Below are 23,476 nucleotides of genomic sequence, written 5' to 3'. Positions count from 1 at the left end.
GCGGCAGCCGTCACAAGCCCCGCTTTCCGGAGAGGCACGGGAGCGGGAAGCATCATGCAGGATCTGTCGGTCGAATTTGCGAGCCTGCTCTGCTCGCGCCTCTGCCACGATCTGCTGAGCCCCGTCGGCTCGATGATCAACGGGCTGGAGCTGATCGCCGACGAGCAGGATCCGGAGCTGCGCGCCCAATATATGGGGCTGCTGACCGACAGTGCCGAAGCCTCCGCCAACAAGCTCAAATTCTTCCGCTTGGCCTTCGGCGCGGCGGGTGGCTACGGCGACCATATCAATGCGAACGAAGCGAAGGCCGCGATCGAGGGGCTGGTGCGCGGCAATGCCCGCATCGTCTTCGGCTGGCTGGTGGATCAGCCGGAATTGTCGCGCGGGGCCACGCGCATCCTGCTCAATCTCTCGCTGATCGCGCTGGATGCGCTGGTGCGTGGCGGGCGGCTGGACGTGGGCGTGGAGGCCGACGAGGTGGTCGTGCGGGCCGAGGGGCCGCGCCTCGTGCTGGATGCGGAACTGCGCGCGCTGCTGGATGGCGGCGAGATGGAGGGGCACATGTCCTCGCGCACGTCCGGCGCGTTGCTGATCCGCGAACTGGCCCGGCGCGAGGGACGCGAAGTGCGTCTGTCCGAACAGGATGGCGTGCTGCTGTTCGGCGTGACGGCTCGCGGCACGGCCGGAGCCGCGTAAGGGCTTTCGGAAGCGCGGGAAAAGGCATCGTCCGGACGCGGCGCGGTCCGGCTCTCGATTTCCGCTTAAAACTCTCTTTACCATCTGCTGCCATGACCGGCTGGCGTCCCCGAGGCGCGCACAGGGCCTGGGCATGGACGATCTTCTTACGGACTTCATTGCGGAAACGCGCGAGACGCTGGATGCGATCGCGGGTGAACTGGTCGCGTGGGAGGCGGATCCGGGCGATCGCACCCGGCTCGATTCGATTTTCCGCTTCGTCCACACCGTGAAGGGCAGCTGCGGCTTCCTCGATCTCCCGCGCCTGCTGCGCCTGAGCCATGCCGCCGAGGACGCGCTGGCCGAGGTGCGGGACGGAGCGCGCATTCCCGACTGTGCGCTCGTCAGCGCGGTCCTGGCGATCATCGACCGGATCGGCGAACTGACCGATGCGATGGAGAGCGGCGAGTCGGTGCCCGACGGTGCCGACGGGCTGCTGATCGCGGCGCTGGCGCCGGGCGAGGCGGAGGAAGCCGTGGCGGTGGTGCAGACCGCTGCGCCGCATGCGTCCCGCGCCGTTTCGCGCAGCATCCGCCTGCCGGTCGATCTGCTCGATCGGATGATGGCCGGCGTGTCGGACATGGTGCTGGCGCGCAACGAACTGTCCCGCGCGCTGCGGCTGGCCGAGACGGGCACGGCGGCGGACGTCGCGTTCGAGCGTCTCTCGCAATGCGTGGCCGAGGTGCGCGATGCCGTGACGCGCACGCGCATGGCGCGGATCGACGGGCTCTTCTCCGTGCTGCCGCGCATGGTGCGCGATCTGGCCAGCCAACTGGGCCGCACCGTGCAGCTGGACGTGGACGGCGGCGACGTCGAGCTGGATCGCGAGATGATCGAGATGATCCGCGATCCGCTGACGCATATCGTCCGCAACGCGATCGACCATGGGATCGAAACCCCGGACGAGCGCGTGGCTGCGGGCAAGTCGGCGGTCGGGCGGCTGCGCGTTTCGGCGCGCCAGTCCGGCAACCAGATCCTGATCGACGCGATCGACGACGGGCGCGGCATCGATGCCGATCGCGTGGTGCAGAAGGCGCTCACGGCGGGGCTCGTCACGGCCGAGCAGGTCGCGGGCATGAACTGGCAGCGCAAGCTCTCGTTGATCTTCCTGCCGGGCCTTTCGACCGCGAACGCCGTGTCCGACATTTCGGGGCGCGGCGTGGGCATGGACGTGGTCCGCGCGAATATCGAGCGGATCGGCGGCATGATCGACGTCGACAGCAAGCCGGGGCAGGGCGTGCGCCTGACGCTGCGCCTGCCGCTGACGCTGACGATCATCCCGGCGCTGATCGTGGGATCGGGCGATCATCATTTCGCGGTGCCGCGCTCGGCGATCGAGGAGATCGTGCGCGCCGGGCGGGGCGACGTGCAGCTTCAGCTGCTGGGCGGTGCGCTGGTGGCGCGCATTCGCGGGCGCAGCCTGCCCGTGATCGATCTCGGCGACTTCCTCGGCTGCGAACAGGGCCAGTCCAGCCGCTGGCCGGTGCTGGTCGTGCTGCGCTCCGGTGGCGGAGAGCCCTTCGCGCTGCTGGTGGATGCGGTGCTGGATCATGAGGAACTGGTGGTGAAGCCGGCCGCGCCCGCGATCATGGCGACGGGCATCTATGCGGGCACGACCTTGCCGGACAACAGTCGCCCGATCCTGCTGTTCGATGTCGCGGGCCTCGCGGCTTCGGCCGGCGTGGGCGGTGCGAGCGAACAGGTCCGCGAGGAGCCGATCGCCGCCGTGGCGGAGGATGCGCGCGTGCCGACCCTGCTGTTCCGCGATCTGGACGGGGTGAAGCGCGGCGTGCGGCTGGGGCTGGTCGAGCGGATCGAGGATGTCGCGCCCGAGCAGGTTTCGGAAACGGCGGGGCAACGCCATCTCGCGCATCAGGGCCTGATCGCGCCGCTGATCGCGAGCGGTCCACTGCCGACCGGCAAGCGGCTGCGCGTGCTGCAGCTGGGCGACGGCCAGGGCCGCATCTCCTATGCGATCGATTCGGTGATCGACGTGGTGGATCTCGCCAGCGAATTCACGCCGCTGGCGGTGCCCGGCCCGATTGCGGGCATCACGCTGCAGGATGACGAGCAGATCGAATTGCTGGATGCGCACTGGCTGTTCGCCAGCCGGGCGCGCACGGGCCCCGAGCGGGTGCCGGTCTGCCTGATTTCCGACGATCGCGATCCCTGGTCGCGCCAGTTCCTGGAGCCGGTGCTGGCGGCGGCGGGCTATCGCGTGCTGTTCGGCCAGGCGCCCGAGCGGGACGTGGTGGACGTGGTGATCGGCGGGGTCGGTTCGCCCGACCCGTGCGTGCGCCTGCGCGCCGCCGCCGAACCGGGCGAAGGCGAGGGGGGATCGATCTGGCGCTATGACCGGGCGAGTCTGCTGGATGCCGTCGCCGCTGCCGCGCGTCGTGGAAGGGCTTGAGATGGAACGGCTTTACCTGATGGTGCGGATCGCGGGCGAGCTGGTCGCGATCGACGCGAACGAGGTTGGCTCGGTCGTCGAGATCGACGCCGTGACGCCGGTGCCGCGTGTGGCGCCGCATATCGCCGGCCTGTTCGCGCTGCGGAGCCGGGTGCTCACGGTGATCGATTCCTGTGCCGCTCTCGGCCTGCGCGCGACCGGTGTGCAGACGACGCCGGAGGCGGTGGTCGTCCAGATCGACGGACACAGCTATGCGCTGCTGGTGGAGGCGGTGGAGGATGTGGAGAGCGCGGGTGCCCCCATGCCCTGCGTCGCCACGCTGGAACGCGGCTGGGCCCGCGTCGCGGTCGGGCGCCTGGCCACCGAGCGCGGCGATATCCTCCTGATCGATCCGGCCCGCCTCGTGCTGGGGCCGGACGAACAGGCGGCCGCATAAGCGCTCTTAACCCGATCGTTACGCCCGGCTTTGTAACAACGGCGTGCCCCAATCCGCCCATAGATGGACGAGACGATGAAGACCTGCCTGGTTGTCGACGATTCGAAGGTGATCCGGAAGGTCGCCCGCCACATTCTGGAAGCGCTCGACTTCTCCGTCGCCGAAGCCGGCGACGGACAGGAAGCCCTGACCCATTGCACGACCGAGCCCGCGCCCGACGTGATCCTGCTCGACTGGAACATGCCGGTGATGAGCGGCATCGAATTCCTGCGCGCGCTGGGCGAAACCAATCTGCCGCGCCGCCCGAAGGTAGTGTTCTGCACCACCGAGAATGGCAGCGCACACATCCGTGCGGCGATCGAGGCCGGGGCGGACGAATATGTGATGAAGCCGTTCGATCGGGATACGATCGAAAGCAAGCTGCAGATCGTCGGCGTCGCCTGATCCATCGGCCACTGCGAGCGCAGGCCAGATCATGAACGCGGATGCCGCCAGCCGCCAGGCCGACGCACCCATCAGGGTGATGGTGGTCGACGATTCCATCGTCGCCCGCGCCGTGCTGGTGCGCATGCTGGAGGCCGAGCAGGACATAGCGGTGGTGGCCGAGGCCGGCAGCGGCCGGGCCGCGCTGGCGGCGTTCGATATCCACCGGCCGGACGTGACCCTGCTCGATCTGGAAATGCCCGACATGGGCGGGCTGGAAGCCTTGCCCGCGATCATCGCGCGCGGCGGGGGACGCGTGATGGTGGTTTCCTCGGCGTGCGGCGACGGGGCCTCCTCCAGCATCAACGCATTGCGGCTGGGGGCGGCCGACACGCTGCTGAAGCCGGGGGCCGGGCGGCTCGCCGGGGCCTTCGCGCGCGAACTGATCGAGAAGGTGCGCCGGATCGCGGTCGAGCCTGCGGATGGCGCACGCGGCGCGCAACGCGCCTTCGGTTCGATCGAGGCGATCGCGCCGGAGCCGGCCGCGCCCGCCTCGTCCGGCACGAAACAGATCGAGTGCATCGCCATCGGCGCATCGACGGGGGGCGTCCATGCGCTGGCGGCCTTCTTCGGTGCGCTGCCCGAGCGGGTGAGTGCGCCGATCCTGGTGACGCAGCATCTGCCGGCACCCTTCATGTCCTATTTCGCGGATCAGCTCACGGACATGTCCGGTCGGCCGACCAGGGTGGCGTGCGACGGGATGCAGCTGGCGCCCGGGGGCATCATCCTCGCGCCCGGCGACGCGCATATCGGCCTCGCCCGCACGCGCGGTATCGTCCACGTCCGGCTGGAGCGGCGGCGGATGCCGTCCGGCTGTACGCCCTCGGTCGATCCCATGCTGACGGGTGTCGCCACGATTTTCGGCGCGGCGGGTCTGGCCGTGATCCTGAGCGGCATGGGGCGCGACGGCGCGCTGGGGGCGGCCGATCTGGCCCAGGCAGGTGGAGAGATATTGGCGCAGGATGCAGGAAGCTCGGTGGTCTGGGGGATGCCGGGCGCGGTGGTGAATGCGGGGCTGGCGCGGATCGTGCTGCCGCCCGCGGCGCTGGCGCGGGAAGTGGCGAACCGCTTCGCCGTACGGGGAGCCGCCGCATGGATATGAGCCCGCTCGCCGAGGGCGCGTTTTCGAAGCTGCTGGAGCGTGCGACCGGGCAGGAACTCGTGGCGGGGCGCCGCTGGCGGATCGAGACGGCGCTGGGCCCCGTGATGAAGGCACAGGGCTTCGACACGCTGGACCAGCTCGCGACCCGGCTCGGCCGCATCGAAGAGGCGCGGCTGCAGCAGGAGGTGGTGGAAGCGCTCCTCAACCACGAAACCTCCTTCTTCCGCGATCTGGCCGCGTTCCGCTCCTTCGCGGACGAGGTGTTGCCGGCGCTGGCCGAACTCCGCACCGATACGAAGCGGCTCCGCATCTGGTCCGCCGGCTGCTCGACGGGGCAGGAGGCCTATTCGCTCGCGATCGATTTTCGGAAGAAGCCCGATCGCTGGCAGGGCTGGGATATCGCGATCGTCGCCACCGACGTTTCGCCGCAGGCCGTGTCGCGGGCGCGCGAAGGACTTTACGGCCAGATGGAGATCCAGCGCGGCCTGCCGATCGGCGACATGATCGGCTGGTTCGATGCCGAAGGCGAAAGCTGGCGGGCCAAGCCGGAGCTGCGCCGATCCATCTCCTTCGCGGTCCACAATCTGATGGAGCCGCCGCCGCTGGGCCGGTTCGACATCGTGCTGTGCCGGAACGTGCTGCTCTATTTTCCGATGGCGACTCGCCGCGCGGTGCTGGATCGGATCGCCGGGGCGATGGCGCCGGACGGCCTGCTGTTCCTGGGCGCGGGCGAGACCGTGCTGGGCCAGAGCGAGGCGTTCGAGGCGGACCGGAGCCTGCGCGGCTTCTATCGCCTGAAGGGCTGGCAGAAGGCGTAGCCCGCCAAAAGGCGCGGAAACCGGCGCTCCATCTCCGTGAGGTCGGAGCGGGCCGGCTGATTCTGGCCCTAGCGGATCGGCCCGGCGCAACGCTATGGGTTGCGCGCTGCGCTGCTGCGAGTGCCCATGACCGAGATCATCGACTGCCCGTCTCCGAGCTTCAACGATCGCAAGCTGCCGATCTCCATCATCGTGCTGCATTATACCGGCATGCAGGATGCGCCGTCCGCCATCGCGCGCCTGACCGATGCCGCCTCCGAAGTCTCCAGCCATTATCTGGTGGCCGAGGACGGGCAGGTGATGCGCCTCGTCGATGAATCGAAGCGGGCCTGGCACGCCGGCCGATCGCATTGGCGCGGCATAGACGACGTCAATTCCGCCTCGATCGGGATCGAGATCGTCAATCCCGGCCACGAATTCGGCTATCGCCCCTTCACCGAGGCGCAATATGCGACATTGCTGCCGCTGATGGCCGACATTGTCGGCCGCTATGGGATCACGCGCGGCAATATCGTCGGCCATTCGGACATCGCCCCGACGCGCAAGGAGGATCCGGGCGAACTGTTCGATTGGGAGAGGCTGGCCAAGGTGCGCCTCGCCTTGCCGCGCCCGGCCAAATATCTGACCGATCCGCACTGGACGGACGGGGGCTTCCTGCTGGCGCTGGAGCGCTTCGGCTATGAAGTGATCGATGGCGAGGCCGCGGTGCGCGCCTTCCAGCGCCGCTATCGGCCGGAGCGGATCGACGGCCAGATCGACGGCCAGACGCGTGCGATCCTGCTCTCGCTGCTGACGGGCGGCGACAAGGGCGCGGCGGCGCGGCTGGCGAAGAGCTGAGGGTGTCGCTCCCGTGTCCGTTCGCACTGAGCTTGTCGAAGTGCCGTCCTTGCTTGTCGAGGTGCCGAAGAAGCAGGACGGTGCTTCGACAGGCTCAGCACGCGCGGTCTTGGGAAGATGGGCTGAGGCAATCGCATCGCGATAAGCTCTGACTCGACAGCAGGGGCTCCCGCGCCTACCAGCCGCCGCGCCAGAGGGTCGGGCGGCCGCCGCTTGTCGTAAGACGAGGGGAGGAAAGTCCGGGCTCCGCAGAGTGACGGTGCCGGGTAACGCCCGGCGGGGGTGACCCCAGGGAAAGTGCCACAGAAAGGATACCGCCCGGCGGTTCCGGTTCGCCGGAATCCGGGTAAGGGAGAAAGGGTGCGGCAAGAGCGCACCGCGCGCCTGGCAACAGGGGCGGCACGGCAAACCCCACCGGGAGCAAGACCGAATAGGGACGGCACATGGATCGGCTCGATCCGGTCGTCCGGGTTGGTTGCTGGAGGCGGCGCGCAAGCGTCGTCCTAGAGGAATGGTCGCACAGTCCCGCAAGGGATGGACAAAACCCGGCTTATAGACCCTCTGGCATTTTTATACTGCTATCAATGGCTTGGATCGAGTGCGCTCGACGCCTCCGGTCTGCTTCGAGGCGGAGCAGACGATGCATATAAGGGTTCGAACTTCGTCTGGATGACGGAGCGGCGCGGGCGTCAGATCAGGCCCAGCTTGCGGAAGCTCGTCCACGCGCCGCCGCCGAAGATCAGGTGATCCAGCACCGCGATGTCCAGCGGTCGCGCCACGTCCACGATCCGCCGCGTCACCACCTTGTCCGCCATGCTCGGGTGCGGATCGCCGTCGGGATGATTGTGCGCGAGGATCAGCGCGTGGCTTTCCAGCGCCAGCGCATCGCGGAACAGCGCGCGCAGCGGAACATCGACCCCGCCCTCCGATCCGATCGCATAGGTTTCGTGTCCGATCAGGCCGAGTTCCGCGCCGAGATGGAGGACGTGAAACTCCTCATGATCCAGCGCGCGCAAGGCCGGGCCGAGCAGGGCGGCAGCCGTCCCCGTATCGGAAATCTCCCGCCCCTGGAACGCGCCCGGTTGCACCCATCGCTCCCACCGTCCGGCCGGGAGGGTGCGCCGGGGCCGGGCATCCGCTCCAGCATGACCAAGTCCGTTTCGGATCGTTCAACGCGGCTTGGCGGGCTCGGATGGCAGCGCTAATCGAGGGTCATGAAGGCTTATCTCGATCTCATGCGGCGCATCATGGCGGAGGGCGTCCGGCAGGAGGATCGCACCGGAACGGGCACGCTTTCCGTGTTCGGCCACCAGATGCGCTTCGATCTTTCCGCCGGTTTTCCGGTGCTGACGACGAAAAAGCTGCATCTGCGATCGATCATCGTGGAGCTGCTGTGGTTCCTGCGCGGCGACACGAACGTGCGCTGGCTGCAGGAGCGGCGCGTGAGCATCTGGGACGAATGGGCGCGCGAGGATGGCGATCTCGGCCCCGTCTACGGCAAGCAGTGGCGTGACTGGGCAGGGCCGGGCGGGGTCCATATCGACCAGATCAAATTGCTGATCGACCTGATCAACCGCGATCCGGCCTCACGCCGCCAGATCGTCTCGGCGTGGAACCCGGCGGACCAGCCGCAGATGGCGCTCGCCCCCTGCCACTGCCTGTTCCAGACGCATGTGGCGAACGGCAAGCTCAGCCTGCAGCTCTATCAGCGCTCGGCTGACGTGTTCCTCGGCGTGCCGTTCAATATCGCGAGCTATGCTTTGCTCACGCACATGCTGGCCCAGCAATGCGGGCTGGAGGTGGGCGAGTTCGTGTGGACCGGCGGCGATTGCCACCTCTACGTGAACCATCTCGATCAGGCGCGCGAGCAACTTTCCCGCACGCCGGGGCCGCTGCCGCGCCTGGACATCCTCCGCAAGCCGGATGCGATCGATGGCTATGACTATGAGGATTTCGCGCTGATCGATTATGTCGCGCAGCCGACCATCAAGGCGCCGATCGCGGTATGAGCATGCCTCTCGTCGTCCTGCACGTCGCCCGATCGGACAATGGCATCATCGGGCGCGATGGCGGCCTGCCCTGGCGGCTGCCGGAGGACCTCAAGCATTTCAAGACGCTGACGATGGGCAAGCCCATGATCATGGGCCGCAAGACCTTCGAGAGCCTGCCGGGTCTGCTGCCGGGCCGCCGTCACATCGTGCTGACGCGCGATGCCGCGTGGAGTGCCAAGGGCGCCGAGCGTGTGGGCACGGTGGACGAGGCGCTGGGGCTGGCCGGGGATGCGCCCGAAGTGGCGGTGATCGGGGGAGCGGAAATCTATGCCCTGTTCATGGATCGCGCCGCGCGGATCGAACTGACCGAGGTGCATCGCATCGTGGACGGCGACACCAAGATGCCGCCGCTGGGCGCGGGCTGGCGCGTGGCGCGGCGCGAGATGGGCGGGGCGGATTTCGATTTCGTCACGCTGGAGCGCGGCGCGGCGGTTTAGCCGGACCAGGCGCGGAGGCAGCACGACCCCGGCTCAAGCCTGTCCCGAGCCCGCCGACGAGGCCGGCGTGACGGCAACAAGTAGCGAAATCGCAGAGCGCCGGTCGGCTCTAAACCTCTGATTCCGCAACTGTTGCCGGACTCTTTCCGCCGCAGCATCGACTCGACCTGCCTCGGATCGGTTGCGGTCACCCCGGCGGTGTCCCTAGCCGCCAGCGCCTGATGGACAGCGAGGGCAGGATCATGATGCGGATGTGGCGTGCGTTGGCGGGGATCGGGATGGCGTTGGTGGCGACGATAAGCGCGGCACCCGCTTTCGCGTCGGGTCCCGGCCTGGAGGCCGATTATGCGCGCGCCAACGGCCGGTGGGGCGGCGAGTTCGGCGCCGGCTATTCGCTGGGTTTCGCCGGTTTCAGCCTGACGCCGGGCGCGGGCGTGTTCGTTCGCGGCGGCAGCGCCCGACTCTATGGCCGGGTCGAGGCCACCTATGCGATTCCGGCGATGGCCCGGATCGGTGCGGGCGTCCGCATCAGCGGATCCGATCCCCGTCCGTACGGAACCGTCGCGCTGCCGGTGCTGCCGAAGGTGGCGGTGAAGGGGAATGCCGGCCCGAAATATTTCGCGGCGGGGCTCACCCTCGGATTCTAAACCGGCTTGCGATACGATGGATAGAAGAGACAGCGCTCTGTCCATCCCGTCATCCCGGACTTGATCCGGGATCCCGCTTCTTTTTCGGCAAGCCCCGGCACCCAGGCAACGGGACCCCGGATCAAGTCCGGGGTGACGGCGAGAAGCAGAGAAAGCCCCGAATATCGATCGGTCCTAGAAGGCGATGATCCGCAGGCCCCCCGTCTCCGGATCGATCGTGACGCTGCGGCCCTCGTAATTCGCGATGGCCGCGCGATCGGCGGGTGCGCCTTCGGTCCGGCAGGCGGTGATGACGCAGACGGTGGCGCCCGCCGCCTCTCCGGCCGCGATCCCCGCCGCCGCATCCTCGAACACGAGGCAGTCGGCCGCCGCCACACCCAGCCGCTCGGCGCCAAGCAGATAGCCTTCGGGCGAAGGCTTGCCGGTCGCCACATCCTCCGCCGTGACCAGCACGCTTGGGACAGGCAGGCCGCTCGCGCGCAGCCGGGCCAGCGCCAGCGCACGCGGCGCCGAGGTGACGATCGCCCAGCGCCCTTCCGGGATGGCGTTCAGGAAGGCGGCCGCGCCCGTGATCGGATCGGTGCCCTCGACATCCTCGATCTCCATCAGCGTGATGCGATCGGCCTCGGCGCGCGGATCGACCCCCGGTGGGGCGTGGCGCGCGACCGTATCGATCGCGCGGACACCGTGCATCGTGGCGAACAGGGTCGCGACATCGATGCCATGCTCCTGCGCCCAGCGCATCCACACGCGCTCGGCCGAGGCGATCGAACTCAGGATCGTCCCGTCCATGTCGAACAGAAAGGCGGCGAAGGTGCGATTTTCGAACATGCCCGCCATGTAGGAGATGCTGCGCTGCGGCGACACCCCGCCGGGACGGCCCGTGCGAAATGCGCGCGCTTTTTCCTGTCCGCCTCGCATTGGCAGTGCGGCCCGGCTTTCCTATAGGCGCACGCCATGGAGCGCCTGACAGGAAGCGCGCCGCTGCCGGCGGCTTTTCGCGGCGGCGTGATCGCGCTCGGCAATTTCGATGGATTCCACATCGGCCATCAGGTGGTGGTGGCGCGCGCGGTGGAGCGTGCGCGGGCGGAAGGGCGCCCGGCGATCGTCGCCACCTTCGATCCGCATCCGGCCGCCTTCTTCCGGCCCGGCCACGGCCCGTTCCGCCTGACCACGCTGGATCAGCGCGAGCGATTGTTCGCGGAAGCGGGCGCCGATGCGATGCTGGTGATCGGATTCGACAAGGCGCTGGCCGATCTCTCGCCCGAGCGGTTCGTCGAGCAGGTGTTGGCGGAGCGTTTCGGCGCGGCCGGGATCGTCACCGGCTATGATTTCACGTTCGGCAAGGCGCGCGCGGGCACTACGGCTTTGCTGGCCGAACTGGGCGCGGCGCACGGCTTCCTAGCCGAGGCGATCGCGCCGGTCGAGGACGGGGAGGGGCCGATCTCCTCCACGCGCATCCGCCTCGCGCTGGAGGCGGGCGATTGCGAGCAGGCGGCACGGCTGATGAGCCGTCCCTTCGCGATCGCGGGCAAAGTGATCCACGGCGACAAGCGCGGCCGCACGATCGGCTATCCCACCGCCAATATCGACATGGGCGATTATCTGCGCCCGCGTTACGGCATCTATGCGGTGCGCGCGCGGCTGGATGACGGGCGCGTGGTGGCGGGCGCCGCCAATCTCGGCATCCGCCCGACCTTCGATCCGCCCAAGGAATTGCTGGAGAGCTTCCTCTTCGATTTCGCGGAGAGCCTCTACGATCGCGTGATGGAGGTGGAGTTGATCAGCTTCCTGCGGCCCGAGGCGAAGTTCGACACGCTCGACGCGCTGGTCGCGCAGATGGACGCCGATTGCGAAGAGGCGCGCCGCCGCCTAAGCGCATTGGCAACTTGAACCTACTCCGTTCGCATCGAGCGAAGGTTCGAGCGCAGTCGAGAACCGACGTCGAGATGGCATGCGCCTGTCTCGACGGGCGCGTCGCGGCTTCGCTCGGATTGTCCTGAACGCCTGCCTCCGCAGGCAGTCGCAGGGCTGCTCGACACCAACGGACCGGATGAACTGATGGCCGACGAACAACCCGATTATCGCTCCACCGTCTTCCTGCCGAAGACCGACTTCCCCATGAAGGCCGGCCTCGCGCAGAAGGAGCCCGCCATCCTCGCCAAATGGGCGGCCGAGGATCTGTATGGCCAGCTGCGGACGGCGCGTGCGGGGCGCGAGCGCTTCATCCTCCACGATGGCCCGCCCTACGCCAATGGCGACATCCATATGGGCCATGCGATGAACAAGGTGCTGAAGGACATCGTCGTCCGCACCCAGTCGCTGCTCGGGAAGGATGCGCCCTACGTTCCGGGCTGGGATTGCCACGGCCTGCCGATCGAGTGGAAGGTCGAGGAGGCCTATCGCAAGAAGAAGCTGGACAAGGATCAGGTGCCGGTCGCGGATTTCCGCGCCGAATGCCGGGCCTATGCGGCGGGCTGGGTGGATATCCAGCGCGAGCAGTTCAAGCGGCTGGGCGTGATGGGCGATTGGGACGATCCCTATCTCACGATGAAGTATGATGCCGAGGCCACGATCGTGGGCGAGCTTTTGAAGTTCGCCGAGACGGGCCAGCTCTATCGCGGCGCGAAGCCGGTGATGTGGAGCCCGGTGGAGAAGACTGCCCTGGCCGAGGCCGAGGTGGAATATGAGGACATCACCTCGACGCAGATCGACGTGGCGTTCGAGATCACGGATTCGCCGATCAAGGAACTGGTCGGCGCCTGTGCGGTGATCTGGACCACGACGCCGTGGACGATCCCGGTCAACCAGGCTTTGGCCTATGGGCCGGAGGTTGAGTATGTTGTCGCTCAGGTTTTCGCGACAGGAATCGATCCAGATACGCAGGGATCGCTAGATCGCGATCCTTTGGATCGACTCATCAATACTAAGTTTTTGGTTGCCAAAGACCTACTTGCTAGCTGGAAGCTCCGTGTGGCTGCCGCATTTGGGATGAATGGCCCTGCACTCTTTACCAGAGAGATCGCGACCTTGCAGGGTTCCGATCTCGCCGGCACTGTCGTCCGCCACCCGATGCACAAGCTCGGCGGCTTCTTCGCCAAGCCCCGCCCGATGCTGGCGGGCGATTTCGTCACGACCGATGCGGGTACGGGCCTCGTCCATATGGCGCCGGATCATGGCGAGGACGATTTCCTGCTGTGCAAGGCCAACGGCATCGAGCCGGTCTTCGCGGTCGAGGGTGACGGCAAATATCGCGCGGACTGGGGCTGGCTCGGCGGGCAGGGCAGCGTCATCAATCCCAAGTTCAACGCGCCGGACGGCCCGATCTGCTCGGACCTGCGCGAAGTCGGTGGGCTGCTGGCCGCGAGCGCGGACTTCCAGCACAGCTATCCGCATTCGTGGCGCTCCAAGGCCAAGGTGATCTTCCGCGCCACCCCGCAATGGTTCATCGGGATGGACAAGCCGGTGGCGGCGCTCGGAGCCGGTGCTTCGACTTCGCTCAGCACCAACGGCGTTGAGGGTGCGACCGAAAACACCGTTCGTCCTGAGCCTGTCGAAGGACGGGCCTTGGGCGACTCCCCCACCTCCAACGCCCCAACCCTGCGCGAACTGGCGCTGGACGCGATTGCCAACACCCGCTTCGTGCCCGAAAAGGGCCGCAACCGGATCGGGGCGATGGTGGAGGGGCGCCCGGACTGGGTGATTTCGCGCCAGCGCGCATGGGGCGTGCCGATCGCGCTCTATCTCGACAAGAAGACCAACGCCTATCTCGTTGATCCCGCTGTCAATGCCCGCATCGTCGCGGCCTTCGAGCAGGGCGGGGCGGATGCGTGGTTCGCGGCCGATCATCAGGCTTTGCTGGGCCCCGATTATGACGCGGCGGACTATGAGCCGCAGCGCGACATTCTCGACGTGTGGTTCGACAGCGGCTCCACCCACGCCTTCACGATCGAGGCGCGCTACGGCAAGGACGTGCGCGCCAACCTCTATCTGGAGGGGTCGGACCAGCATCGCGGCTGGTTCCAGTCGTCGTTGCTCGAAAGCTGCGGTACGCGCGGCCGCGCCCCCTATGAGGCGGTGCTGACGCACGGCTTCGCGCTCGACGGGCAGGGCCGCAAGATGTCCAAGTCGATCGGCAATGTCGTCGATCCGCTGAAGATCATCGGCGAGAGCGGCGCGGACATTCTTCGCCTGTGGGTCGCCTCGACCGATTATTTCGAGGATGTCCGCATCGGCAAGGAAGTGCTGGCTACCACCAGCGATTCCTATCGCAAACTTCGCAACACTTTCCGCTACATGCTGGGCGCCCTTGAGGGGTATTCGAAAGATGAGACGGTGGCGGTCGAGGCGATGCCGGAGCTGGAGCGCTACATGCTCCATCTGCTGGCCGGCCTCGACACGGAACTGAAGTCCGCGACCGAAGCCTTTGAATTCAATCGCTATGCGCGCGCACTGGGCGATTTCTGCAACAACGATCTGTCCGCTTTCTACTTCGATATCCGCAAGGACAGCCTCTATTGCGACGGTGCGGGCGATCCCACGCGCCGCGCCTATCGCAATGTACTGGATATCCTGTTCCAGGCGCTCGTCCGCTATGCCGCGCCGATCCTCTGCTTCACGGCCGAGGAAGTGTGGGGCTCGCGCTATCCCGAGGGTGGCAGCGTCCATCTGCTGGAATGGCCGACGGTGGAGGCCGGCTGGTCGAACGACGATCTGCGCGTCCGCTGGGAGCGGCTGCGCGAGCTGCGCACGCAGCTGACCGGCAAGATCGAGCCGTTGCGGCGCGAGAAGGTGATCGGCTCCAGCCTGGAGGCGGACGTGACCGCGCTCGCCTATCAGCCGGGCGATGCGGCGCTGCTGCGCTCGGTGAATTTCGCCGAGATCGCGATCACCGCGCCGGTGACGGTGATCGAGGGCGAGACACTGGAAACCGACCAGCCGGTCGCGTTCGAAGTCGCCAAGACAGAGCTGGAAAAGTGCGGCCGTTGCTGGCGCCACCTGCCCGAGGTGACCGAGGATGGCGCGCTGTGCGATCGCTGCGCGAGCGTGGTCGGCTGATGTCGGTCCGTATCGGCGGCTTCGCCACGGCCGCGGCCGTGCTCGTGGCCGATCAGCTTTCGAAATGGGCGATCATGGGCCCGATCGGTCTGCCCTTTCGCGGGCCGATCGAGATCCTGCCGATCTTCCGCTTCATCTGGGTGGAAAATCGGGGCGTCTCGATGAGCTTCCTCGTCGCCAGCACCGACGCGGAGCGCTGGATGCTGGCGGGGCTTACCGCCTGCATCGCGATCGGCGTGCTGGTGTGGCTGCTGCGCGAGAGGAACCGCGTCGATGCGCTCGCGCTGGGCGCGATCCTGGGCGGCGCGATCGGCAATATCGCGGATCGGGTGCGTCTGGGCTATGTCGCGGACTTCCTGAACCTTCACTTCGGCGCATGGTCGCCCTTTTTAGTCTTCAATGTCGCCGATGCCGCGATTAGCATCGGCGTGGTATTGCTGGCCGTGCGCGCGCTGTTCGTGCGTGACGCGACGCCGCCTTCGGAGAATGCGAATGTCTAAGCGTTTGTGGGTCGCGGCAGTGCCGTTGGCGCTCCTCACCCTGGCCGGTTGCGCCGCCAAGACGCCGAAGGGCGTGTTCGCCGGGCGCAGCGGCCCCGACGAATTCGTCGTCGGCCGCGCGCAGCCGCTGGTGGTGCCGCCCGATTTCACGCTCGTGCCGCCGCGTCCGGGCGAGCCGCGCCCGCAGGAGGCGGACAGCTCCACCCAGGCGCTCAACGCGCTGTTCGGCGGCCAGCAGAAGGCGAGCGCCGGCGAAGAGGCGCTGCTGACGCAGGCCGGCCCCGCCGCCACGCCGGGCATCCGCAGCGAGGCGGGCTCGCCCGCGACGCAGACCGTCAACAAGGGCGGCGCCACGCGCGACATCCTGAACGCGCCTGCCACCACCGGCGACGTCGCCAAGGCGTCGACCGGCGCCGCGGCCGCGACGCCTGCACCGGCTGCACCGAAGAACTAAGCGTCGTTCGATGATGCGCCGATCGGCGCATGGCGCCGCATCGCCATGCGCTTTTCCGCGAATGGCTCTTGTCGGCGGCCTCGCATGATCCGGCAGGCTTCGGGCGAGCTGCGGATCGAAACGCGGCGGCAGGGGCTTGTCGAAGTCACGCGCGAACTGGTCGACTGGACGGTCGGCCAGGGAATCGCGACAGGGCTGCTGACGCTCTTCTGCCGCCACACCTCGGCCTCGCTCCTGATCCAGGAGAATGCGGCGCGCGAGGTGCGCACCGATCTGGAGGCCTATTTCGCCCGGATCGCGCCCGAGGATCCCCACGCCTACGCGCATGACGATGAGGGGCCGGACGACATGCCCGCGCATCTCCGCACCGCGCTGACGCAGGTGCAGCTGTCGATCCCGGTCGCGGATGGCCTGCCCGTGCTGGGCACGTGGCAGGGCGTCTATCTGTTCGAACATCGCCGCGCCCCGCACCGTCGGAACATCGCGCTGCATCTGATCGGGGAATAAGGGGCTAACCCCCTTCCGTTTGGGCTGAGCCTGTCGAAGCCCCGTTCTTTCTTTCAGCGAGATGAGAAAGAAGAACGGTCCTTCGACAAGCTCAGGACAAGCGGTTTGAGGGTGAGGCTTAAGGCTGGCCCGCCTGCGCCACCGCGATCGGGCTGTGATAGTCGCCGCCGAAGGCGCGGACGAGCGACACTGCTGCCTGCATCCGGCTGGTCTGCACCTGCAACGCGGCGCGCTCGGCCTGCAGCGCCGCCGTCTGCGCCGTCACCACCTCGAGATAGTCGGAGGCGCCGTCGCGATAGCGGGTGATCGCGAGATTCTCGGTGCGGCTGGCCGCCTCGGCCGCGTCGCGCTGGTCGATCGAGGCCTGGGCGAGCAGGCGCGCCGCCGCGAGGCTGTCCTCGGCCTGCCGGAAGGCGGTCAGCACGGTCTCGCGATAATTGCTGGCGGCTTCCTCATAATCGGCGCGGCTGATCTTCACCTGCGCGGCGCGGCGGCCGCCATCGAAGATCGTCTGCATCAGCATCGCCGGCCCCAGCGTCCAGAAGCTGGCGGGCGACTGGAGAACGTCGCTGTTGATCGAATTATAGCCGCCCTGCGCGTTCAGCGAGAGGGTGGGGAACCAGGCCGCGCGCGCCACGCCGATCCGCCGATTGGCGGCATAGGCCTTGCGCTCGGCCTCGGCCACGTCGGGACGGCGCTGGAGCAGCTCGGAGGCGGCCGTGGAGGGGATCTCCGGCGGCGCGAAATTCTTCACGTCGGCGGCGATCGAGAAGGTCGCCGGAAGCTCGCCGATCAGCGCCGCGATCCGATGCTCGAGCGCGGCGCGCCGATTGGCGACATCCGACAATTGGGCACGGGCCGAGGCGAGGATCGTCTTCGCGCGATTGACGTCCATGCCGTTGGCGATGCCGCCGTCATGGCGCGTCACGGTCAGATCGCGCGCGCGGGTGTAAGCGACGACGGTGCGTTCCAGCAGCTGGCGCTCGGCATCCAGCCCGCGCAACTGCACGTAGGAATCCGCCAGATCGGCCTGCAGGCTCAGCCGCACGCTGGCGAGATCGGCCTGGCTGGCCTGCGCCTCGGCGCGGCTGGCCGACACCTCGTTGCGGATGCGGCCCCACAGATCCAGTTCGTAGCTGGCCGAGCCGCCGACGATGCGCTGCGTATATTCGCTGGCACCGTTGACCGCGTTGGGGCGCAGCGCGGACAGGCGCTCGCGCCGGATCTGGCCGCTGGCGCTGATCTCGGGGAACAGGTCCGCGCTGGCATCGCGCACCTGCGCGCGGGCGGCGTCGTAGCGGGCGAGCGCGGCGGCGAGCGTCGGGCTGGCGCGTTCGGCGCGCGCCTCCAGATCGTCCAGCACGGGATCGCCGAACGACGACCACCAGGCACCGCGCGCGGCGGCGTCCTGCGGCTTCGCCTCGGCCCAGCCGGCGGGCGGGGCGGGCTGATCCTCCTTGAGCGCGGCCGGGCTCGGCGTCGCCTGCGGATGATAGGCCGGCGCCATCGAGCAACCGGAGACGAGCAGCGCCGCCAGCGTGGCGGCTGCGAACAGCTTAGCTCTTGGCACGGCCACCGTCCGCCTTGGCGCTGCTCGCGATCTTGACCGTATCGCCCGCCTGGATCGCGTCCGGCGGCGTATCGACGACCTGATCGGTGGCGCTGACGCCGCTGCCGACCTCGATCTCCTTGCCGAGATCGCGCGCGATCGTGATCGGCTTGATCGCGATCTTGCCGTTGCCGTCCACCGTGGCGACCGAGGTGCCGCCCGCGTTGAAGATCAATGCGGTCGAGGGGATCCGGAGCGCACCGGCGCTCGCCGGAACCGGGAAGCTGATCTGCGCGAAGGCGCCCGGCTTCAGCTCGCCGCTCGGATTGGGCGCCTGCACCTGGACGAGCATCGATCCGGACGAATTGTCCACCGCGCCGGCCGATCGGGTGAGCGTGCCGGTGAAGCTGCGGCCCTGATATTCGGGCAGCATCATCGTCACCTTCATCCCGTCCTTGATCTGGCCGGTATAGGCCTGCGGAATGCGGACATAGACCCGCATCCGCGTGGTATCGGAGACGGTGAACAGCGGCTGCGCACCGGCATTGCCGGCAACGACCAGCGCGCCGATCTGCGCGGTGCGGCTCGTCACCGTGCCGCCGAAAGGTGCGCGGAGCAGGGTGAAGCCCTTCAGCGCTTCCAGCCGCTTCACATTGGCGAGGCTGGCATTGGCGACGGCCATCTTCGCCTTGTAATCGGCCGCGCGCTCGTCCGCTTCCTGCTGCGAGACGGCGTCCGACTTCAGCAGGCTGGCCCAGCGGACCGAGGTGGTCTTGGCCAGTGCCTCCTGCGCGAGCGTGGTCTGGTAGTCGGCGCGCGCCTGGGCGAGCTGCTGATCCAGATCCGGCGCATCCAGCACCGCCAGCGCCTGCCCGTCGCGGACATGATCGCCGATATCGGCCAGCCAGCGATTCACGTAGCCGCTGGTGCGCGCATAGATGGCCGCGCTGTTCCAGGCCTGCACGTTGCCGGGCAGGACGAGATCGGTCGCGTGATCGGTCGTCGTGGGCCGCACGACGTTCACCGTGAGCGTCGAGGCCTCGGAGGCCGTTTCGGCCAGAGCATGATCGCTGTGCGAGCGGCTGACGATGCCGAAGGCGACGGCGATCACGGCGACGATGGCGGCACCGATGCCGAAACGCTTGAGACCGCGCATCTGGCGATCGTCGGGGAGGGGGGGCAGGTCGTGGGTTTCAGACACGGGCGAGCTCGGGTTGGCCGGCGACGCTGTCCTTGGCGTGGCGGCGGCTGTGGAAGGTGGCGAAGATCGTGGGCACGAAGAACAGGGTGGCGATGGTGGCGACGATGAGCCCGCCGATCACGGCGCGGCCGAGCGGCGCATTCTGTTCGCCGCCTTCGCCCATGCTCATCGCCATCGGCAACATGCCGATGATCATGGCGAGCGCGGTCATCAGCACCGGGCGGAAGCGGACCATTCCGGCTTCCAGCGCGGCCTTGGTCGCGTCGCCCAGTTCGGCGAGCCGCTCGCGGGCGAAGGAGACGACCAGGATCGAGTTGGCCGTCGCCACGCCCATGCACATGATCGCTCCGGTCAGCGCCGGCACCGAGAGGGTGGTGCCGGTGGCGAACAGCATCCAGACGATACCGGCCAGAGCGCCGGGCAGCGCCGTGATGATGATGAACGGATCGAGCCAGCTCTGGAAGTTCACGACGATCAGCAGGTAGATCAGCACCACCGCGCCGACCAGGCCGAGGCCGAGGCCGGTGAAGGCCGTGTTCATCGTGTCATACTGGCCGCGGATCGTGACCGTCACGCCCTTCGGCTTCTCGGCGTCCAGCTTCTTCAGGATCTTCTGGATGTCGCCGGCCACCGCGCCGAGATCGCGATCCTGCGTCGCCGCATAGACGTCGATCGTCGGCTGGATGTTGTAGTGGCTCGACACGGGCGACGTGTTGGTCCGGTAGATGTGGCCCAGACCGCCGAGGATCTGGGTCGGCGCGGTACCGGCTGCTGCCGAGATCGGCACGTTGGACAGATCCCCGATCGATCCCAGCTGATATTCGGGCGTCTGCGCGACCACCGAATAGGACACGCCGTTATCCGGATTGAGGAAGAAGACGGGCGCGGTCTGCGAGCTGCCGGCCAGCGATGTGCCGAGGCTGTTCGTCACGTCGCGCTCGGTCAGGCCATATTGGCCGACGCGGGTGCGATCGATGTCGACGTTCAGCTGCGGATAGCGCGCCGTCTGCTGGATGCGCGTGTCGGCGATGCCGGGCACGGTGCGGATCGCGCGCAGGATCTTGGCCGCATATTCGGCATTGTCGCTATTCTTGCGGCCGGAAACCTGGATGTCGATCGGGGCAGGCGCACCGAAGTTCAGGATCTGGCTGGTGATGTCCGCCGGCAGGAACGCGAAGGTCGATCCGGGGAAGCTCCTGGCCAGCTCCGTCCGCAGTTTTTTCACATAGTCCGCGGTCGGCTTGTGATCCTCGGAGAGGGTGATGAGGATGTCGCCGTCCTGCGGGCCGATCGTGCCCGAATTGTTGTAGGTCGTGTTGATCGAGCTGACCGGCAGACCGATATTGTCGGTCATCGTCACCAGCTCCTCGGCCGGGATCAGCTCGCGGATCCGGGTTTCGACGCGGTCGAAGGCGGCGGCGCTTTCCTCGATGCGGGTGCCGACCGGCGCGCGCATGTGGATCATGATCTGGCCGGCATCGACCGCGGGGAAGAAGTTGCGGCCGAGGAAGGGGACGAGCCCCATCGACAGGATCACGATCGCGAGAAAGCCGATGATGAACGGCTTGCGGTGATTCAGCGCCAACCCGAGATAGCTGACATAGGTGCGGCGGACCTTCTCGAACTGCCGTTCGAAGCCGCGCTGGAAGCGTGCCAGCGGATTGTTCGACTGCGACGCGTGGGCGTCCTCGCCCTGCGCATGCGGCTTCAGCAGATACATCGCCATCGTCGGCACGAGCGTACGCGACAGGATGAACGAGGCGATCATCGCGAAGACCACCGAAAGCGCCATCGGCACGAACAGGAAGCCGGCCACGCCGGGCAGCGCGAACATCGGCACGAACACGATGCAGATGCAGAGCAGCGAGACGAAGGCCGGCGTCACGATCTGCGCCGCGCCGTCGAGGATCGCCTCGGTGACGCCCTTGCCCTGTTCGAGATGCCAGTTGATGTTCTCGATCGTCACCGTCGCGTCGTCGACCAGGATGCCGACGGCGAGCGCGAGGCCGCCCAGCGTCATCACGTTCAGCGTCTGGCCCGTGGCCGAGAGCGCGAAGACCGCCGCCAGCACCGCCAGCGGGATGGAGAGTGCGATGATCACCGTCGAGCGCCACGATCCGAGGAACAGCAGGATCATGAGGCTGGTCAGCGCGGCAGCGATGGCGCCTTCGCGGACCACGCCCGACACGGCGGCTTCCACGAACAGCGACTGATCGCCGATGGGCTTGGCTTCCAGCGTCGGCGGCAGGCCGATCAGCGCCTGCGGCAGCTTGTCCTTGACGCCCTGGATGATCGAGAGGGTGGAGGTGGAGCCGTTCTTCAGCACGGTCATCAGCACCGAACGGCGGCCGTCGACGCGCACGACATTGGTCTGCGGGCCCGATCCGTCGCGCACGTGCGCCACGTCGCGCATGTAGATGGTGGCGCCGTCGACCACCTTCACGGGCAGGTCGTTCAACGCTTCCACCGATGCGGGCGCGTTGTTCAGCTTCACATTATACTGGAACGTGCCGATCTTGACGAAGCCGGCGGGATTGATCTGGTTCTGCGAGGCGATGGCGGCGCCCACGTCCTGCGCAGAAAGGCCGCGTGCCTGCAGTGCCTGAGGATCGATATCCACCTGCACCTGACGCTGACGGCCGCCGAACGGATAGGGCATCGCCGCGCCGCGCACGGTCACGAGCTGCGGGCGGATCTGGTTCTGCGCGGTATCGAACAATTGCTGCTCGGACAGGCCCTTGCCCGAAAGCGCGATCTGGATGATCGGCACGGTCGAAGCGCTGAAATTCAGCACCAGCGGCGGCTGCGTGCCGACCGGCATCTGGCGGAGCGCGGTCTGCGAGACGGCGGTCACCTGCGCGGTGGCGGTGCGGACGTCGGCACCGGGCTGGAGATAGATCTTCACGATGCCGATGCCTTGCATCGACTGGCTCTCGACATGCTCGATGTCGTTCACCGTCGTCGTCAGCATGCGCTCGAACGGCGTGATCAGGCGGCCGTCCATCTCGTTCGGCGACAGGCCCGCATATTGCCAGGCGGTGGCGATCACCGGCACGCGGATGTCGGGGAAAATGTCCACCGGCGTTCGCAAAGCGGCGCCGATGCCGGCGATCAGGATCAGCACGGCCATGACGATGAAGGTGAGAGGACGCGACAGTGCGACCTTAACGATGCCGATCATCTGCGCTCGTCGACTCCAAGGCGATCGCCAGGCCGGAGGGGCCAGCTCCGGACGGAGCATATAGCGATTTCGAACGTAACCATACTAATTGGTACAATTGTGCATTGCACCATCATTCGCCTTTGCTCAAATATATGATACGGCTCGATTGATATGTTTTACGACCTGATCTGATGGAGCTTCGCCACCTCCGCTATTTCGTGCGCGTCGCGGAAGAGCTGCATTTCGGCCGGGCGGCGCTGAAGCTCGGCATTTCCCAGCCGCCGCTGAGCCAGCAGATCCGCGCGCTGGAAGACGAATTGGGTATCGAGCTGTTCGATCGCACCAGCCGCCGCGTCCGTCTGACGGATGCGGGCGCGATCTTCCTGATCGAGGCGCGGCGCACGCTGGATCAGGCGCTGCACGCCGTGGATGTCGCCCGTCGCATCCAGCAGGGCGAGGAGGGCGAACTGGCGATCGGCTTCGTCAGTTCGGTGCCGTTCGTGCCGCTCGTTTCCGGCACGTTCGCCCGCTTCCGGGCCGAGCATCCCGCGATCCACATGACGCTGAAGGAACTGAGCCGGGAGGCGCAATTCTCACAGCTGCGCGAAGGCCAGTTGGAAGTGGGGTTCATCCGCAGCAACGATCGCCCGATCCTGCCCGGCGCGTTCGTGTCGGGTCTCGTGCACGAGGAGGCGATGCTGATCGGTCTGCGTGACGATCACCCTCTGGCACGGGAAGACAGGCCGCTCACGATCGACGACGTCGCCGATCAGCCGTTCGTGATGTTCTCGAACGACGCGGGCGGTGGCTTCAACGACCAGGTCGATCTGCTGTTTGCGCGCGAAGGCCGTAAGCTGCGGACGGTGCAGGAGGTGAACGGGCTGGGCTCGATGCTCGGTCTCGTGGCGGCCGGGTTCGGCGTCACCATCGTCACCCAATCTTTGCGCGCGCTGAAGGTGGATGGCGTCGTCTATCGTCCCATCGCCGCGGAAAACGCCGTCAGCCGTCTGTGGCTGATCCGGGCGGGGGAACCCTCGACGATCGCGCGCTCCTTCATCCGGATGCTGCGCGAGGGGGACGGCTAACAG

At 67.4% G+C, this 23,476-nt stretch carries 21 protein-coding genes and 1 other RNA gene; 17 read left to right on the top strand and 5 right to left on the bottom strand.

The window, feature by feature from the left end; genetic code table 11:
* Positions 1–54 precede the first annotated feature (54 nt).
* The 8 genes from HL653_RS19320 (at position 55) to rnpB (ending at position 7,390) form a co-directional block, all read left to right on the top strand.
* Positions 55–696 carry a histidine phosphotransferase family protein gene (locus HL653_RS19320; protein ID WP_171745949.1) on the top strand — a complete coding sequence of 214 codons (642 nt, stop codon included), beginning with the start codon at positions 55–57 and terminating at the stop codon, positions 694–696.
* 133 nt (positions 697–829) lie between these two features.
* Positions 830–3,145: a chemotaxis protein CheA gene (locus tag HL653_RS19315; RefSeq protein WP_171745948.1), complete on the top strand. Its 2,316-nt coding sequence runs from the start codon at positions 830–832 to the stop codon at positions 3,143–3,145.
* A 1-nt stretch (position 3,146) separates the two neighbouring features.
* Positions 3,147–3,581 (top strand): chemotaxis protein CheW, encoded by a 435-nt coding sequence (locus tag HL653_RS19310; protein WP_171745947.1) that lies wholly within the window; start codon positions 3,147–3,149, stop codon positions 3,579–3,581.
* A gap of 75 nt (positions 3,582–3,656) precedes the next feature.
* A complete protein-coding gene (locus HL653_RS19305) occupies positions 3,657–4,025 on the top strand; it encodes a response regulator (RefSeq protein WP_171745946.1) in 369 nt (122 codons plus the stop codon).
* A 31-nt stretch (positions 4,026–4,056) separates the two neighbouring features.
* Positions 4,057–5,166, top strand: a complete 1,110-nt coding sequence (gene cheB, locus HL653_RS19300; protein ID WP_253717096.1) for a chemotaxis-specific protein-glutamate methyltransferase CheB — start codon at positions 4,057–4,059, stop codon at positions 5,164–5,166.
* Positions 5,157–5,984, top strand: coding sequence for a protein-glutamate O-methyltransferase CheR (locus tag HL653_RS19295; RefSeq protein WP_171745945.1), 828 nt, complete (start codon positions 5,157–5,159; stop codon positions 5,982–5,984). The genes cheB and HL653_RS19295 overlap by 10 nt, the downstream gene beginning before the upstream one ends.
* Positions 5,985–6,110: 126 nt before the next feature.
* Positions 6,111–6,821 carry an N-acetylmuramoyl-L-alanine amidase gene (locus HL653_RS19290; protein WP_171745944.1) on the top strand — a complete coding sequence of 237 codons (711 nt, stop codon included), beginning with the start codon at positions 6,111–6,113 and terminating at the stop codon, positions 6,819–6,821.
* Positions 6,822–7,011: 190 nt separating this feature from the next.
* Positions 7,012–7,390: RNase P RNA component class A (rnpB, locus tag HL653_RS19285), an RNA gene on the top strand.
* Positions 7,391–7,510: 120 nt separating this feature from the next.
* Here rnpB and HL653_RS19280 read toward each other — a convergent pair.
* Positions 7,511–7,909 (bottom strand): JAB domain-containing protein, encoded by a 399-nt coding sequence (locus HL653_RS19280; RefSeq protein WP_171745943.1) that lies wholly within the window; start codon positions 7,907–7,909, stop codon positions 7,511–7,513.
* Positions 7,910–8,035: 126 nt separating this feature from the next.
* Between HL653_RS19280 and HL653_RS19275 the strand changes: the two genes are divergently transcribed.
* The 3 genes from HL653_RS19275 (at position 8,036) to HL653_RS19265 (ending at position 9,956) form a co-directional block, all read left to right on the top strand.
* Positions 8,036–8,830 (top strand): thymidylate synthase, encoded by a 795-nt coding sequence (locus tag HL653_RS19275; RefSeq protein ID WP_171745942.1) that lies wholly within the window; start codon positions 8,036–8,038, stop codon positions 8,828–8,830.
* Complete coding sequence (locus HL653_RS19270; RefSeq protein WP_171745941.1) at positions 8,827–9,309, top strand: dihydrofolate reductase; 483 nt, start codon at positions 8,827–8,829, stop codon at positions 9,307–9,309. Before HL653_RS19275 ends, HL653_RS19270 begins: the two co-directional genes overlap by 4 nt.
* Before the next feature lie 245 nt (positions 9,310–9,554).
* Entirely contained in the window at positions 9,555–9,956 is a 402-nt protein-coding gene (locus HL653_RS19265; RefSeq protein WP_171747123.1) for a hypothetical protein, read from the top strand.
* 174 nt (positions 9,957–10,130) lie between these two features.
* Here the strand turns inward: HL653_RS19265 and HL653_RS19260 are convergent, their stop codons facing one another.
* On the bottom strand, positions 10,131–10,823 hold the full coding sequence (locus tag HL653_RS19260) for an HAD-IA family hydrolase (RefSeq protein ID WP_253717094.1): 693 nt from the start codon (positions 10,821–10,823) through the stop codon (positions 10,131–10,133).
* Positions 10,824–10,913: 90 nt separating this feature from the next.
* Between HL653_RS19260 and HL653_RS19255 the strand changes: the two genes are divergently transcribed.
* From HL653_RS19255 to HL653_RS19235, 5 genes are all read left to right on the top strand, one after another.
* Entirely contained in the window at positions 10,914–11,849 is a 936-nt protein-coding gene (locus HL653_RS19255; RefSeq protein ID WP_171745940.1) for a bifunctional riboflavin kinase/FAD synthetase, read from the top strand.
* Between the two features lie 168 nt (positions 11,850–12,017).
* Positions 12,018–15,014, top strand: a complete 2,997-nt coding sequence (gene ileS, locus HL653_RS19250) for an isoleucine--tRNA ligase (protein ID WP_171745939.1) — start codon at positions 12,018–12,020, stop codon at positions 15,012–15,014.
* Entirely contained in the window at positions 15,014–15,514 is a 501-nt protein-coding gene (lspA, locus tag HL653_RS19245; protein WP_171747121.1) for a signal peptidase II, read from the top strand. Before ileS ends, lspA begins: the two co-directional genes overlap by 1 nt.
* Positions 15,507–15,968, top strand: a complete 462-nt coding sequence (locus HL653_RS19240) for a DUF3035 domain-containing protein (RefSeq protein ID WP_171745938.1) — start codon at positions 15,507–15,509, stop codon at positions 15,966–15,968. The genes lspA and HL653_RS19240 overlap by 8 nt, the downstream gene beginning before the upstream one ends.
* A gap of 87 nt (positions 15,969–16,055) precedes the next feature.
* Positions 16,056–16,475 (top strand): secondary thiamine-phosphate synthase enzyme YjbQ, encoded by a 420-nt coding sequence (locus HL653_RS19235; RefSeq protein ID WP_171747120.1) that lies wholly within the window; start codon positions 16,056–16,058, stop codon positions 16,473–16,475.
* 118 nt (positions 16,476–16,593) lie between these two features.
* Here the strand turns inward: HL653_RS19235 and HL653_RS19230 are convergent, their stop codons facing one another.
* Genes HL653_RS19230 through HL653_RS19220 form a run of 3 tightly spaced genes read right to left on the bottom strand, consistent with a single transcriptional unit; the run spans position 16,594 to position 22,406 of the window.
* Positions 16,594–17,982 (bottom strand): efflux transporter outer membrane subunit, encoded by a 1,389-nt coding sequence (locus HL653_RS19230; protein ID WP_253718149.1) that lies wholly within the window; start codon positions 17,980–17,982, stop codon positions 16,594–16,596.
* A gap of 49 nt (positions 17,983–18,031) precedes the next feature.
* On the bottom strand, positions 18,032–19,180 hold the full coding sequence (locus HL653_RS19225; protein ID WP_171747119.1) for an efflux RND transporter periplasmic adaptor subunit: 1,149 nt from the start codon (positions 19,178–19,180) through the stop codon (positions 18,032–18,034).
* Between the two features lie 37 nt (positions 19,181–19,217).
* Positions 19,218–22,406, bottom strand: coding sequence for an efflux RND transporter permease subunit (locus tag HL653_RS19220; protein ID WP_171745936.1), 3,189 nt, complete (start codon positions 22,404–22,406; stop codon positions 19,218–19,220).
* A 173-nt stretch (positions 22,407–22,579) separates the two neighbouring features.
* On the opposite strand from HL653_RS19220, the gene HL653_RS19215 reads away from it, so the two are divergent.
* A complete protein-coding gene (locus HL653_RS19215) occupies positions 22,580–23,473 on the top strand; it encodes a LysR substrate-binding domain-containing protein (RefSeq protein WP_171745935.1) in 894 nt (297 codons plus the stop codon).
* Positions 23,474–23,476 lie beyond the last annotated feature (3 nt).

Origin of the sequence: Sphingomonas sp. AP4-R1 (assembly GCF_013113735.1) — a bacterium.
Classification (GTDB): Bacteria; Pseudomonadota; Alphaproteobacteria; order Sphingomonadales; family Sphingomonadaceae; genus Sphingomonas_I.
Note: the sequence above shows the minus strand (reverse complement) of the source record. Positions and strands in the feature narration are given on the sequence as shown.